Here is a 12,882-nt window from a genome sequence, read left to right as displayed (position 1 = left end):
CGCCGTCAGAGCGTGGCGCGCACCCGGCGGGCCGCCTCGACCACGTTGCCCAGCGACGCCTCCACCTGCGCGTACGTACGGGTCTTCAGGCCGCAGTCCGGGTTCACCCACACCCGGTCGCCGGGCAGGACCTTCAGGGTGGCGGCCAGCCGTTCCTCGACCTCGTCGGCCGACGGCACCCGCGGCGAGTGGATGTCGTAGACGCCCGGCCCGAGACCGCGCGCGTAGCCGCTCACCGCGTCCAGGATGCGCCGTCCCGATCGGGCCGACTCGATGGTGGTGACGTCGGCGTCCAGGCCGTCGATCGCGGCCAGGATCTGGTCGGCGTCGGAGTAGCACAGGTGCGTGTGGATCTGCGTGCGGTCGGCGACCACCGACGTGGCCCTGCGGTAGGCGGCGACCGCCCACTCCAGGTACGCGGGCTGCTCGGCGGCGCGCAGCGGCAGCAGTTCACGCAGGGCCGGCTCGTCCACCTGGATGACGGAGAGCCCGGCCGCCTCCAGGTCGCGCACCTCCTCGGCGATCGCGTCGGCCACCTGGAATACCACGTCGCGCTGCGGCAGGTCGTCGCGGTCGAACGACCAGGCCACGATCGTCACCGGCCCGGTCAGCATGCCCTTGACGGGGCGGTCGGTGAGCGACTGCGCGTAGGTGGCCCAGCGCACGGTGATGGGGGCCGGGCGCCGTACGTCGCCGTGGATGATCGGCGGGCGGGTGCAGCGCGAGCCGTACGACTGCACCCAGCCGTTCTTGGTGACGGCGAAGCCGTCGAGGTGCTCGGCGAAGTACTGCACCATGTCGTTGCGCTCGGGCTCGCCGTGCACGAGCACGTCCAGGCCGAGGTCCTCCTGCACCTGGATGGCGTGCTCGATCTCGCGCTCGACGAGCTTCTCGTAGTCGTCCTCCGGCAGCGCGCCGGCCACGACGCCGGCGCGCGCCGCGCGCAGCTCGCCGGTCTGCGGGAACGAGCCGATCGTGGTGGTCGGCAGCGGAGGCAGCTTGAGGTGCCCGGCCTGCGCCGCGGCCCGCACGGGGTAGGGGCTGCGGGCCGGGCGTACCTCCCGGGTGACGCTCGCCGCCGCGACGGGAGCCTCGTCAAAGGGTACGGCGGCGCCGTCCGCCAGCAGGCGGGCCAGCTCGACCACCTCGGCCACCTTCTGCTCGGCGAAGGCCAGCCGGGCGGCGAGGGCGGGCTCAAGACCGTCCTCGGCGGCGACGTCGTAGGGGACGTGCTGCAGCGAGCAGGAGGTGCTCACCACGATCCGGCCGGCGCGCACGCCCCGGAGCTTGGCGAGGGCGCGGCCGGGGTCGGTGCGCCAGACGTCGCGGCCGGAGACGACGCCCGCGAAGACGGTCCTGCCGTCCAGCGCGAGCTCGGGCACGGACCCGCGGACCAGGTCAAGACCGATGCCCTCGACCGGCGTGGCGGCCAGCGCGGGCAGGGCCGGGCCCAGGTCCCCGAAGGAGGAGGCGACGACGATCTTGGGCCGGGCGGGCGCGGCGCCGAGCCTGGCGTAGGCGGCGCGGACGGCGTCGAGCTGGGCGGGGGTGAGGTCGGTGACGAGGGCGGGCTCGTCGAACTGCACCCAGGCCACTCCTTCGCGCGCCAGCGCGGCCAGGAGCTCCTCGTACGGGCCGAGCACGTCCTCCAGCCGCTCCAGCGCCCCGGACAGCGACAGGAACGTCAGCGGGCCCACGACCACGGGCCGCGTCTCGTGGCCGAGCGCACGCGCCTCCCGCACCTCCGACAGCGGCTTGGTGGCGTCGAGCTTGAACACGGTCTCAGGGCCGATCTCCGGCACGATGTAGTGGTAGTTGGTGTCGAACCACTTGGTCATCCGCAGCGGCGCCAGCCCGTCGGTGCCGCGTGCCATGGCGAAGTAGGGGTCCTCGGCGGCGAGGTAGCGCTCCGGCACCGCGCCGAGCAGCACGGCGGTGTCGAGCACCTGGTCATAGAACGAGAACGTGTTGGACGGCAGTTCCCCGAGCCCCAGCCCGGCCAGGCGGCTCCAGGTGGCGGCCCGCAGCCGGGCGCCCTCCTCCTCAAGGTCCCGGCGCGTGGTGCGCCCGTCCCAGTAGGACTCCAGGGCGCGCTTCAGCTCTCTGTTCGGGCCGATGCGGGGATATCCGAGCACGGTGGACGACGACATTTCACTGCTCCCAAGCCGGTGACGAAAGACCTCTGGATCGTGCCTTCGATCTCCGCGGTGATGCATCATCTATTTGTGCTGCTTATGCTCAAGGAGATCCACTGCTTCGCCCGCGTGGCCGGGCGGCTCAGCTTCTCGCGGGCCGCCGCCGACCTGGGCATGTCGCAGCCGGCCATGAGCCAGGCCATCACCCGGCTGGAGAACGCCCTCCACCTCCAGCTTTTCGAGCGCAACGCCCGCGAGGTGCGGCTGACCCCGGCCGGTGCGGCCCTGCTCGCGCAGGCCGAGCAGGTACTGGCGGCGGTCGAGGGCTTCACCGGCGAAGCCGCTCGGCTGACCCAAGCTGTCATCCATCTCGCTTATCCACCGCTTGCCGGGGCGCTGGCGGCGCGGATCGTGCGGCGGCTGGCGGCACGCGGCCCGTCCCTGGCCGTCGAACTCCGCCCCGCCGGCCGTGCCGCCGCCGCCCAGGCGCTCGACGAGGGGCGGGTGTCGGCGGCCCTCGTCGCCTTTCCCGCCCCGGCCAGGTTCACCACGGGGGCGCGTTTTCACGTGACGGTGGATCGGCTGGCCGTACCAGCTGATCATCCGTGGCGTAACCGGGTGCTGGCCGAGCAGCTGAGCGGGCAGGACCTGCTCGTGCCCGGCGGGCGGCTGGCGGGGCTTCCGGGACGGCATCGGCAGGTGGCCGAGGACGACTACGCCGCCGCCCTCGACCTGGTCGCCGCCGGGGCCGGGCTGCTGCCGATCCCGCAGCTCGTGGCCAGGACCGTACGGAGGGAGGACGTCAGGTTCGTCCCGCTGGAAGGGGCCGACCTGCGCCTGACCTACGGACTGGCCTGGCGCGGCGAGGGCGTCACTCCTGGGCTCATGGCCCTGGTGCAGGCGGTGCAGGAGGCGTTGTGGACTCGATAGCGATGTTCTTGAGCGCCTCGCGCCGGCTCAGGCCCGAGATGCCCTTGGCCTGGACGTAGCGCACCACCTCGCGCGGGCTGACCTTCGCGTACTCGCGCAGCGCCCAGCCGATGGCCTTGCGGGCGAAGAAGTCGTTGTCCGACAGACTCGGCTCGATGCACGCGAACAGCAAGGCGGTGTCGGTGCGCTGCTTGAACCGGTTCTGCGACAGGATCGCCGTCCGGCGCTTCCACAGATCGGGCTGGCCGGCCCACTGCAGCATGAGCGGGCGCATCGAGTCGGGGAAGGCCGCCAGCAGTCCGCCGACCCGGTGGGTGGCGATCTCGTCCACCAGATCCCACCAGGCGCCGGTGACCACCATCTCCTCGTACATCGGCACCGTGTAGAGCGTCTGGTGCTCGCGGTAGAGGTGGTAGCCGGACAGTTCGATCGCGGCGTAGCGCTCCTCGCGGAACTCCGCCTCACGCCACAGCTCCAGCACCGCGCGCCGCCACTCGGGCGCGCCGTCCAGCGGGTGCGCGGCGAAAACCCTCTTCAGCGCGGTACGGCGGGGCCCGGCCGACACCCCGAGAAACGGCATCTCCGACTTCATGTAGCGCTGCATCTGCGGCGCCTTGTCGGCGTCGGCCACCTCCTGCAGCGCCAAGCGGACGGCTTTGCGGAGACTCATGCCTTCTGCGTGGTGCGCTCGCCCGTGGCCAGGCCGTCGAACAGCACGGTGATGTAGTGCTCGGCCAGGCCCGTCGTGTTGAGCCTGCCGCCGGGCCGGAACCAGCGCACCGCCACCCAGATCGTGTCGCGGATCATCCGGTAGGTGAGCTTGGGATCGACGTCGCCGCGGAACTGCCCCGCCGCCTGGCCCGCCTTGATCTGGGCGACCCACATCTGCTCGACCTCGTCCTCGGCCTTGACGAGGTAGTTGAAGCGCTCGAACTGGCGCAGGTAGTTCCAGTCGTTCTGCATGACGGTGATCGCGGCGCGGTGGGGCTCCAGCGTGCCGAAGCCGATGCGCACCATCTCGGAGAGCACGGCCCGCGGCTCGCCGCCGGACTCGAGCGCGGCGCGGTAGCGGGCGATGAGGTCGTCGAGGAAGGTGGAGAGCACCTCGTCGACGATCGTCTCCTTGGAGTCGAAGTGGTGGTAGAGGCTTCCGGAGAGGATCCCGGCCTCGTCGGCGATCTCGCGCACGGTCGTGGCCTGGAAGCCCTTGCGCGCGAAGAGCTCCGCGGCGAGCTTCACGAGGTGGTCACGGCGCTCGGAGGCCGAGCCGGACGAGGTCGCGCGCTGGCGCTTGGCCGGGGTGGCGGTCGCGCCGGAGTTCTTTCGCGTTGTCACGTCCTCCATTATGAGCCCTCGCACAATCGCTTGTTCACGTAACACGCCCAGCTCACCCGCCCAAGCACCCCAACCCCCCAGACCCCCACCCGATTCCACCCCACCCCACCCAACCACCCCACCCACCCTCTCCACCCACCCTCTCCACGCCCGCGTGTGGCCGACGATCCGGGTGTGACCATCCCCGGATCGGCCATCCCGGGATCGGCCATCTCCGGATCGGCCACCCCCGGATCGCCACCTCCAGGTGTGACTACCCCCGGATCGGCCACCTCCGGGTGCGACCACCCCCGGACCGGCCGCTCCCGGATCGACCACTTCTGGGTGTGACCACTCCCGGGTGTGACGTCTTCGGGTGCGAGCGCGTCCGGGTGTGACCGGCTTCGGGGGTGACCCACCTCGGTGTGGCCGGCTCGCGTGACATCACCGCGCGGTGAGCCGGATCGGGGCCCTGGTCTGTGACCAAGCGCTTGCTAGGATGATGGGCATGAACGAGGCGTACATCGTCGGTGCGGTCAGGACCCCGGTCGGGCGCAGGAACGGCGGTCTGGCCGCCGCCCACCCCGCCGACCTGGGCGCGCACGTACTCAAGGAGCTGGTCCGGCGCACCGGCATAGACCCGGCGGCCGTGGAGGACGTGGTGTTCGGGTGTGTGGACACGGTGGGGCCGCAGGCGGGTGACATCGCCCGTACCTGCTGGCTGGCCGCCGGTCTGCCTGAGGAGGTGCCGGGGGTGACCGTCGACCGGCAGTGCGGCTCCTCCCAGCAGGCGCTGCACTTCGCCGCCCAGGCCATCATGTCGGGCACCGGCGACCTCGTCGTGGCCGGCGGCGTGCAGAACATGAGCATGGTCCCCATCTCCCAGGCGATGCTGGCCGGCCGCGAGCTCGGTCACGAGACGCCGTTCAGCGGCTCCAAGGGCTGGTCTCAGCGGTACGGCACGCAAGAGGTCTCCCAGTTCCACGGCGCCGAACTAATCGCGAAAAAGTGGGATGTGGCGAGAGAAGACATGGAGGCGTTCGCCCTCACCTCCCACCACCGCGCGATCCACGCCATCGACGCCGGCCACTTCGCCCGCGAGATCGTCCCCTACGAGGGCGCCGCCGTGGACGAGGGACCGCGCCGCGACACCACCGCCGCCAAGATGGCCGGGCTGAAGACGCTGCTCGACGGCGGACGGCTGACCGCCGCCCTGGCCTCCCAGATCTCCGACGGCGCCGCCGCGCTGCTGGTGGCGTCGGCGCGAGCCGTACAGGAGCATGGGCTCACCCCGCGCGCCCGCGTGCATCATCTGTCGGCGCGCGGCGGCGACCCGATCGAGATGTTGTCGGCGCCCATCCCCGCGACCGCGCACGCGCTCGGCAGGACGGGCATGTCCATCGGCGACTTCGACGTGATCGAGATCAACGAGGCGTTCGCCTCCGTGGCGCTGGCGTGGATCAAGGAGAGCGGCGCCGACCCGGCCGTCGTGAACCCCAACGGCGGCGCGATCGCCCTGGGCCACCCGCTCGGCGCGACCGGCGCGGTGCTCATGACGAAGCTGCTGCACGAACTGGAGCGCACCGGCGGGCGCTGGGGGCTGCAGACGATGTGCGAGGGGGGAGGTCAGGCGAACGTCACCATCGTGGAGCGGTTGTGAGTCACCATTGAACGCATGGCCAACCCCTTCACCCTGGGCGTGGCATCGGGGGAGCCACTGCCGGACGGCGTCATCCTGTGGACCCGGCTGACCGGAGTACCCGGCCGGGCGGTCGAGGTCGGATGGCAGCTCGCCGCGGACGAACGGTTCACCAAGATCGTGCAGCAGGGCACGGCGCGGGCGCTGCCCGCATGGGCGCACAGCGTGCACGTGCGGGTGGCGGCCCTGCGGCCGGGCACGGAGTACTTCTACCGGTTCCGCGCGGGCACCGACCTCAGCGCCGTGGGACGTACGAAGACGGCCGCCGACCCCGCCTCGTCCGATCTCGTACGCTTCGCCGTGGCCAACTGCCAACGCTACGAGCACGGCCGCTACACCGCCCTGAGGCACCTGGCGGACGAGCGTCCCGACGTCGTCTTCCACGTGGGCGACTACATCTACGAGAGCCCGCAGGCCGCCGACCCGGTACGCCGCCTGGACCGGCCGGGCGCGGCGGTCACGCTGGCCGACTACCGCGCCCGCTACGCCCGCTACAAGTCCGACCCCGATCTGCGGGCCGCCCACGCCGCCGCCCCCTGGGTCGCGACCTGGGACGACCACGAGGTGCTCGACAACTACCGGGGCAGGGGCGACGGCTCCGCGGCCTTCCTGCGCCGCCGGGCCGCCGCCTACCAGGCGTACTACGAGCACCTGCCCTTACGCGTACGTCCCGAGGCGGGCGCGCTGCAGATGTACCGGCGGCGCACCTACGGCCGGGTGGCCGACTTCATGCTGCTGGACGTGCGCCAGTATCGCGACGCCGCCACGATGCTCGGCGCCGCGCAGGAGCAGTGGCTGGTGTCGCGCCTGACCTCGACCCCGGTCCGCTGGAAGGTTCTGGTGCAGCCGCTCTTCTTCGCCCGCCGCTTCGTCCCCGGCCCCGCGCCGAACCTGCGCCTGGACAGCTGGGACGGCCATCCGGCCGAGCGTGCCCGCATCCTGGCGGCGGCGGGCGGCCTGGTGGTGCTGAGTGGCGACGTTCACAATCACTGGGCGTGCGATCTCAAGGCCGACTTTCTTGATCCTTCCTCGCCCCCGGCCGGTGCCGAGTTCGTCTGCTCGGCCGTCTCCAGCAGGCCGCCGGAGACCGACGCGGAAGCCGTTCTGGCCGCAAACCCGCACATCCGGCACTTCGACGGACACCGCGGATACCTCTCCGGTACGGCCGGCGCGACCGGATTTCGTGTGTCCCACAAGGGTCTGGAAGCCTCAGGAGTCCGCACTGTCGCCGAATTCATCACGGACGGTCTTCGGATCATCCGTGTTGACGTCTGAAAATGCCTCTAGCAAATAGGAAACTTTCCTATTAGATTTCGGGTCATGCCCTTGAGCCGTGACCTCCTGCGCCTGGCTGACGCCGTCCTCCTGCCCGGTTTCGAAGGCACGACGCCCCCCGACTGGCTGCTGCGCAGGCTCGGTGACGGACTGGCCGGCGTCGTGCTTTTCTCCCGGAACATCGCGAGCGTCCCCCAGGTGGCCGAACTGACCGCCGCCCTGCGCGCCGAGAACCCCGCCGTCCTCGTCGGCACCGACGAGGAGTCGGGCGAGGTGACCCGGCTGGAGGTCGCCACCGGCAGCAGCCGGCCGGGCAACTACGCGGTCGGCGTGGTGGACGACCCCGAACTCACCGAGGCGCTCGCCCGCGACCTCGGCTGCGATCTGGCCGCCGCCGGCGTGACCGTCGACTTCGCCCCCTCATCCGACGTCAACTCCAACCCCGACAACCCCGTCATCGGCCTGCGCGCCTTCGGCGCCGACTCCGATCTCGTCTCCCGCCACACCCGAGCCTTCGTACGCGGCCTTCAGTCGGCCGGAGTGGCCGCCTGCGCCAAGCACTTCCCCGGCCACGGGGACACCTCCGTCGACTCCCACCACGGCGTCCCCGTCGTGGGCGGCGAGATCGAGGAGGCGCTCGCCCCCTTCGCCGCGGCGATCGACGAGGGGGTGCGCGCGGTCATGACCGGCCACCTGCTCGTGCCCTCCCACGACCCCAACGCCCCCGCCACGCTGAGCCAGAAGGTGCTGACCGGGCTGCTCAGAAACGAGCTGGGCTTCGAAGGCATGATCGTGACCGACGGCATCGAGATGGCCGCGGTCTCCGGCGCGTACGGCATCGGCGGCGCCTCGGCCCGCGCCATCGCCGCCGGAGCCGACGCCATCTGCGTCGGCGGCGAGCACGCCGACGAGGCCACCGCGATCTCGGTGCGCGACGCCATCGCCGCGGCCGTGGCCGACGGGCTGCTGCCCGAGGAGCGCCTGGCCGACGCCGCCCGCAGGGTGACGGAACTGGCCGACTGGACCGTCGCCGCCCGCGCCAGGACCCTGTCCGGCGGGCCGGTCGCCGGTTCCGGCTTCGGCGGCGTCAACGGCTCCGGCGAGCGCATCGGGCTGGACGCCGCGCGCCGGGCCCTGCGCATCACCCGCAGGTCGGCCGCGCCCACCCTGCCGATCAAGCGGCCCGCCCAGGTCATCGAGCTGTCGCCGGAGATGAACCTGGCCATCGACAAGGGCACCCCGTGGGGCGTCGGCGAGCCGCTGTCCAGGATGCTGCCCGGCACCGCGGTGACCCGCCTGGCCGTCGGCGAGGCCACCGGCGCCACCCTGGAGAGCCTGCTGCAGGACGCCGAGGACCGCCCGCTGGTGATCGTGGTGCGCGACGCGCATCGCTACGACTGGCAGGGCGAGGCGCTGCGCCACCTGCTCAGCGCGCGTCCCGACGCGGTGGTGGTCGAGATGGGCCTGCCCGCCCGCACCGACCTGGGTTCCGTCCACATCGCCACGTACGGCTCCGCCCGCGTCTGCGGCCAGGCCGCCGCCGAAGCGATCACCGGTACCCTATGACGTCGTGAACTTCGACGGCGAGGACCTTTCCCGGCAGCCCCTGACCGAACGCCTCGCCGCGGAGGAGACACACGTCTTCCGCGAGTGCGACCTGACCGGCGCCGACTTCTGGGGCGCCTCGCTGGGCGGCGCCCGCTTCGAGTCCTGTGTCCTGGACGGCGCCGACTTCCGCAAGGCCGACCTCGACGGCGCCGTGTTCACCGGCGGGGGCGGGTTGGGCGCGGTGTTCACCGACGCGGACCTGCTCGACGCCGTCTTCACCGACGTCGACCTGTCGTCGGCCAGGTTCGGCGGCGCGCTGATGACCGACGCCGCGTTCAGCGGCTGCCGCATGATCGGCACCTCGCTGACCGCCTCGCGCGGCACCGGCTTCAAGGTGGGCAGGTGCAACCTGATGATGGCCAACCTGGGCGGCTGCTCGCTGCGCGGCCAGTTCCTGGAGGGAGTGCGCTTCGACGAGGCGGACCTGTCGGGCTGCGACTTCACCGACGCCGTCTTCAGCGACTGCCGCCTGATCGGCGCGAAGGTGCTCAGGGCCGTGTTCGCCGGGGCCGACCTGCGCGGCGCCGACCTCGGCGAGCCCGACGACGCCAAGCTGCGCGCGTTCGCCGGCGCCACCATCAACCAGACCCAGGCGGCCGCGCTTCTGCTGGCCCGCGGCCTCAGCGTGGTGTGAGCCCGCGCAGGGTCGTCTCTGCCTCGGCCATGACCCGCTCGATCAGCTCCGCGCACGTGGGCAGGTCGCCGATGACGCCGACCACCTGGCCGGAGGCCATCACGCCGAGGTCGGCGCGGCCGTCGACCATGGCGGCCTTCAGCAGCATCGGGGTGTTGGCCGCCTGGAGCACCTGGGCCCAGGTGAGCTCGCGCCCGTGCTTCATGCGCCGGCCCTCGCGCAGCAGCGCGGCCCAGGACAGGCCGGAGACCTTCTTGAAGCGGGCGCCGTTGAGCACGGCCCTGAGCAGCCGGGTGCGCTGCAACGAGTCCACGAACGGCGTGCGCAGCACCCGGTGCGGCACACCGTCCACGTTCGTGGTGACGAGGGTCTCCGCGGCCGCCAGGTAGACCTGCTTGACCGCGTCGGGCACGGGGGAGTCCTTGGTCAGCAGGAACCTGGTTCCCATCGCGATGCCGCACGCGCCGTACGCCAGGGCGGCGACCAGGCCGCGCCCGTCGAAGAAGCCGCCCGCGGCGACCACCGGGACGTCCACCGCGTCGACCACCTGGGGGAGGAGCAGCGTGGTCGCCAGCGGGCCGGTGTGGCCGCCGCCCTCGCCACCCTGGACGATCATCGCGTCCGCGCCCCACGCCGCCACCTTCTCCGCGTGCCGGCGGGCGCCCACGGACGGCATCGTGACCACGCCCGCGTCCTTGAGCCGGGCGATGAGCTCCCGCTTGGGCGCCAGCGCGAACGAGGCGACCCGGACGCCCTCCCTGATCATCACCTCGGCCCGCTCCGCGGCGTCGTCGGCGTCGGCACGGATGTTCACCCCGAACGGCGCGCCGGTACGCTCCTTGACGCTCCTGATCGCCTCGGTCATCTGCCCGACCGACATCGTGGCGGCGGCGATGATCCCGAGCCCACCGGCCGCCGACGTGGCCGCGGCCAGCCGGGCGCCGGCCACGTACCCCATCCCGGTCTGCACGATCGGATGGCGGCACCCGACCAGGTCGGTCAGCGCCGTTTTCACGCGAGTTCCTTCTCCCGCAGCCCGTCAGGATCGAGGACGGCCAGCACCGCGGACTCCTCCCCGGTCGGCGGCCGGGTCTCCGGCACCTCGCCGGGCACGTCCAGCGCGAACCCGGTGGCCGCGACCACCTCCGCCACGCTCACCCCGGGATGCGTGGAGACCAGCCGCATCGTCCCGTCCGGCCCGCCGAAGTCCAGGACGGCGAGGTTCGTCACCACGCGGCGCAGGTCGTACGCGCCCCGGTCCGTGCCCAGCCCGCTGACCACGTCCACCTTCTCCACGAAGACCCGCGGCGTGTGCCGGGGGATCCAGTAGCTGGTCGGGTCGCAACGCGTGTTGCCCGGCGCGCCGCGCACTCCCAGCAACTGCGCCTTCGGCCGCGCCCAGTCGCCGATGGCCGAGATGTTCGTGTTGCCGTGCCGGTCGATCTGGGAGGCGCCGAGCATGACGTGCCGCCGGCCGTTCAGGACCAGCCACAGGTGGTCGCGGAACGGCAGCCACCCCTCCACCACCCGCGGCGCCGCGCCCAGGGCCGGGATGTCGCCGGTCAGCAGGCAGACGCCGTCGTGGGTGATCAGGTCCGGCTCGAACACCGACCTGGCCAGCCGCGCCGCCAGCACGGTGACCGCACCCCCGATGCCCGCCGCCAGAATCTCCCCATCCCCCCTGAACGCCTCCGCGCAGGCCACCACACAAACGTCAGCTGTGCTCACCGGCTCGCTCCCTGCTCGTCGAGGAACTCCCGCCAGTCCGTCGTGGTGTAGCGGCGCTGGAGCGCCTCGTCCCTGCCGTAGTCGGGCTCGCAGCTGGTGAACCAGGCGCCGCCCGGCGCCTCCACCACTCCCGCCACCATCGCCCGGCTGACCAGCAACGACTGCACCGGGCCCGCCTTTAGCAGGTCCGCGGTGTCCACGACGCGCTCGCACGAGACGTAGGTCTTCTTCGCCGCCTTCGCGTACAGGTCGTCGAAGTAGGGGTCAGGGCCCAGGTACTGCGCGTTGCCGCGCGTGTCGGCCCTGTTGAGGTGGATCAGCGCCGCGTCCATCTCCAGCGCGGGCACCGCGACGAGCTCCTCCTCCGTGTACGGCGAGCGGACCGTCCGCAGCTCCGGGTTCACCCGCATCACGTCCGACCCGAGACCCGCCCGCGTCGGCAGGAACGGCAGCCGGTGCGCCGCCGCCAGCAGGCCGAACATGAACATGCCCTCGTCGTACTCGGTGAACGCGATCGTTCCCTCCTGCCTGGCCCGGCGGAAGTGGGGCTCCAGCGGGATCGAGTCGAGGGTGACGAACGGGGCGACGACCCTGCGTACCTTGCCCGCCGCGCACAGGAGGCCGACGTCGGCGCCGCCGTACGAGATGATCGTGAGGTCTTTCAGGGGTGAGCGCAGGATGCCGCCGATGAGCGCCATGGGCTTGCGGCGCGAGCCCCAGCCGCCGACGCCGATCGTCATCCCGCTCTCCAGTTCGGCGACGACCCGCCCGATCGTCATGACCTTGGTCATCGCAGGAATCTCTCCCTGTGCTCGTCGCCGGCGCCGAGCAGGTTGAGCTCGAAGGTGAAGCCCTGCTCGAAGCGGTAGCTGCGCTTGACGTCCACGGGGTCGATGCCGTTGAGCGACTCCTTGGCGCGGCGGATGACGTGGGGGTCCTTCCCGGCGATACGGCCGGCGACCTCCAGGGCGGTTTCGCGGAGCTTGTCCGCGGTGGTGACCTCCAGGACGGAGCCGAAGGCGTGGAGTTCCCGGGCGGTGACGTTCCTGCAGGTGTAGACCATGGCGCGCATCAGATGCTGCGGCACCAGCCTGGCCAGGTGGGTGGCCGCGCCGAGCGCGCCGCGATCCACTTCGGGCAGCCCGAAGTACGCGTCGTCGCTGGCCACCACGATGTCGGCGTTGCCGGCCAGGCCGACGCCGCCGCCCAGGCAGAACCCGTGCACCGCCGCGATCACCGGCACCTGGCAGTCGTAGACGGCGGCGAAGGCGGCGAAGCACCCCCGGTTCGCGCCCACCAGCGCCGCGTGGCCGTCGGTCCGCTGCATCTCCTTGATGTCGACGCCCGCGTTGAAGCCGCGGCCCTCGGCCCTGAGCACGACCGCGCGGGTCGCCGGGTCGGCGCCCGTCCCGGTCAGTGCGTCGGCGAGGTCGTGCCAGTCACGCACGGCCAGCGCGTTGACCGGCGGCACCTCCACCACCACCTCGGCGACCGGCCCGCCGCGCACCGTGATCCCCATAGCGCTCCCATAGTCGCACCTAACGCTTGCTTGGTACGGT

12 protein-coding genes are annotated in these 12,882 nt (G+C 72.0%); 5 read left to right on the top strand and 7 right to left on the bottom strand.

Translation table 11 applies throughout. The features are described from left to right. Positions 1 to 5: 5 nt before the first annotated feature. Positions 6 to 2,150, bottom strand: coding sequence for a 5-methyltetrahydropteroyltriglutamate--homocysteine S-methyltransferase (metE, locus tag ACIBKY_RS20270; protein ID WP_397098188.1), 2,145 nt, complete (start codon positions 2,148 to 2,150; stop codon positions 6 to 8). A gap of 84 nt (positions 2,151 to 2,234) precedes the next feature. On the opposite strand from metE, the gene ACIBKY_RS20265 reads away from it, so the two are divergent. After that, the gene (locus tag ACIBKY_RS20265) at positions 2,235 to 3,065 is read left to right on the top strand and encodes a LysR family transcriptional regulator (RefSeq protein ID WP_397098426.1); all 831 of its coding nucleotides are present in this window, start codon (positions 2,235 to 2,237) and stop codon (positions 3,063 to 3,065) included. On the opposite strand, the gene ACIBKY_RS20260 is transcribed toward ACIBKY_RS20265, so the two are convergent. Further along, complete coding sequence (locus ACIBKY_RS20260) at positions 3,019 to 3,735, bottom strand: DNA alkylation repair protein (protein ID WP_397098186.1); 717 nt, start codon at positions 3,733 to 3,735, stop codon at positions 3,019 to 3,021. The two genes, ACIBKY_RS20265 and ACIBKY_RS20260, sit on opposite strands and share 47 nt — an antisense overlap. After that, positions 3,732 to 4,409 carry a TetR/AcrR family transcriptional regulator gene (locus ACIBKY_RS20255; RefSeq protein ID WP_221340958.1) on the bottom strand — a complete coding sequence of 226 codons (678 nt, stop codon included), beginning with the start codon at positions 4,407 to 4,409 and terminating at the stop codon, positions 3,732 to 3,734. Before ACIBKY_RS20255 ends, ACIBKY_RS20260 begins: the two co-directional genes overlap by 4 nt. 478 nt (positions 4,410 to 4,887) lie before the next feature. On the opposite strand from ACIBKY_RS20255, the gene ACIBKY_RS20250 reads away from it, so the two are divergent. Genes ACIBKY_RS20250 through ACIBKY_RS20235 form a run of 4 tightly spaced genes read left to right on the top strand, consistent with a single transcriptional unit; the run spans position 4,888 to position 9,595 of the window. Then, complete coding sequence (locus ACIBKY_RS20250; protein ID WP_397098184.1) at positions 4,888 to 6,039, top strand: acetyl-CoA C-acetyltransferase; 1,152 nt, start codon at positions 4,888 to 4,890, stop codon at positions 6,037 to 6,039. A 15-nt stretch (positions 6,040 to 6,054) separates the two neighbouring features. Continuing rightward, positions 6,055 to 7,353 carry an alkaline phosphatase D family protein gene (locus ACIBKY_RS20245; protein ID WP_397098182.1) on the top strand — a complete coding sequence of 433 codons (1,299 nt, stop codon included), beginning with the start codon at positions 6,055 to 6,057 and terminating at the stop codon, positions 7,351 to 7,353. Positions 7,354 to 7,398: 45 nt separating this feature from the next. Further along, positions 7,399 to 8,919 carry a glycoside hydrolase family 3 protein gene (locus tag ACIBKY_RS20240; RefSeq protein ID WP_397098180.1) on the top strand — a complete coding sequence of 507 codons (1,521 nt, stop codon included), beginning with the start codon at positions 7,399 to 7,401 and terminating at the stop codon, positions 8,917 to 8,919. Positions 8,920 to 8,923: 4 nt separating this feature from the next. Further along, positions 8,924 to 9,595 (top strand): pentapeptide repeat-containing protein, encoded by a 672-nt coding sequence (locus ACIBKY_RS20235; RefSeq protein WP_397098178.1) that lies wholly within the window; start codon positions 8,924 to 8,926, stop codon positions 9,593 to 9,595. Here the strand turns inward: ACIBKY_RS20235 and ACIBKY_RS20230 are convergent. Genes ACIBKY_RS20230 through ACIBKY_RS20215 form a run of 4 tightly spaced genes read right to left on the bottom strand, consistent with a single transcriptional unit; the run spans position 9,582 to position 12,842 of the window. Then, positions 9,582 to 10,610: an NAD(P)H-dependent flavin oxidoreductase gene (locus ACIBKY_RS20230; RefSeq protein ID WP_397098176.1), complete on the bottom strand. Its 1,029-nt coding sequence runs from the start codon at positions 10,608 to 10,610 to the stop codon at positions 9,582 to 9,584. The two genes, ACIBKY_RS20235 and ACIBKY_RS20230, sit on opposite strands and share 14 nt — an antisense overlap. Further along, positions 10,607 to 11,323, bottom strand: coding sequence for a CoA-transferase subunit beta (locus ACIBKY_RS20225; RefSeq protein WP_397098174.1), 717 nt, complete (start codon positions 11,321 to 11,323; stop codon positions 10,607 to 10,609). Before ACIBKY_RS20225 ends, ACIBKY_RS20230 begins: the two co-directional genes overlap by 4 nt. Next, positions 11,320 to 12,114, bottom strand: coding sequence for a CoA transferase subunit A (locus ACIBKY_RS20220; RefSeq protein WP_397098172.1), 795 nt, complete (start codon positions 12,112 to 12,114; stop codon positions 11,320 to 11,322). Before ACIBKY_RS20220 ends, ACIBKY_RS20225 begins: the two co-directional genes overlap by 4 nt. Further along, entirely contained in the window at positions 12,111 to 12,842 is a 732-nt protein-coding gene (locus ACIBKY_RS20215; RefSeq protein WP_397098170.1) for an enoyl-CoA hydratase family protein, read from the bottom strand. Before ACIBKY_RS20215 ends, ACIBKY_RS20220 begins: the two co-directional genes overlap by 4 nt. Positions 12,843 to 12,882 lie beyond the last annotated feature (40 nt).

The organism is Nonomuraea sp. NPDC050394, assembly GCF_044459065.1.
In the GTDB taxonomy this organism is placed as follows: Bacteria; Actinomycetota; Actinomycetes; order Streptosporangiales; family Streptosporangiaceae; genus Nonomuraea.
This window is presented reverse-complemented; position numbering and strand designations above follow the sequence as displayed.

Bases quoted from the DNA above. Each gene is read 5' to 3' on its own strand.
- ACIBKY_RS20215 (WP_397098170.1), bottom strand. From the start codon at position 12,842: ATGGGGATCACGGTGCGCGGCGGGCCGGTCGCCGAGGTGGTGGTGGAG.
- ACIBKY_RS20255 (WP_221340958.1), bottom strand. From the start codon at position 4,409: ATGGAGGACGTGACAACGCGAAAGAACTCCGGCGCGACCGCCACCCCG.
- ACIBKY_RS20240 (WP_397098180.1), top strand. From the start codon at position 7,399: ATGCCCTTGAGCCGTGACCTCCTGCGCCTGGCTGACGCCGTCCTCCTG.
- ACIBKY_RS20260 (WP_397098186.1), bottom strand. From the start codon at position 3,735: ATGAGTCTCCGCAAAGCCGTCCGCTTGGCGCTGCAGGAGGTGGCCGAC.
- metE (WP_397098188.1), bottom strand. From the start codon at position 2,150: ATGTCGTCGTCCACCGTGCTCGGATATCCCCGCATCGGCCCGAACAGA.
- ACIBKY_RS20220 (WP_397098172.1), bottom strand. From the start codon at position 12,114: ATGACCAAGGTCATGACGATCGGGCGGGTCGTCGCCGAACTGGAGAGC.
- ACIBKY_RS20250 (WP_397098184.1), top strand. From the start codon at position 4,888: ATGAACGAGGCGTACATCGTCGGTGCGGTCAGGACCCCGGTCGGGCGC.
- ACIBKY_RS20265 (WP_397098426.1), top strand. From the start codon at position 2,235: ATGCTCAAGGAGATCCACTGCTTCGCCCGCGTGGCCGGGCGGCTCAGC.
- ACIBKY_RS20245 (WP_397098182.1), top strand. From the start codon at position 6,055: ATGGCCAACCCCTTCACCCTGGGCGTGGCATCGGGGGAGCCACTGCCG.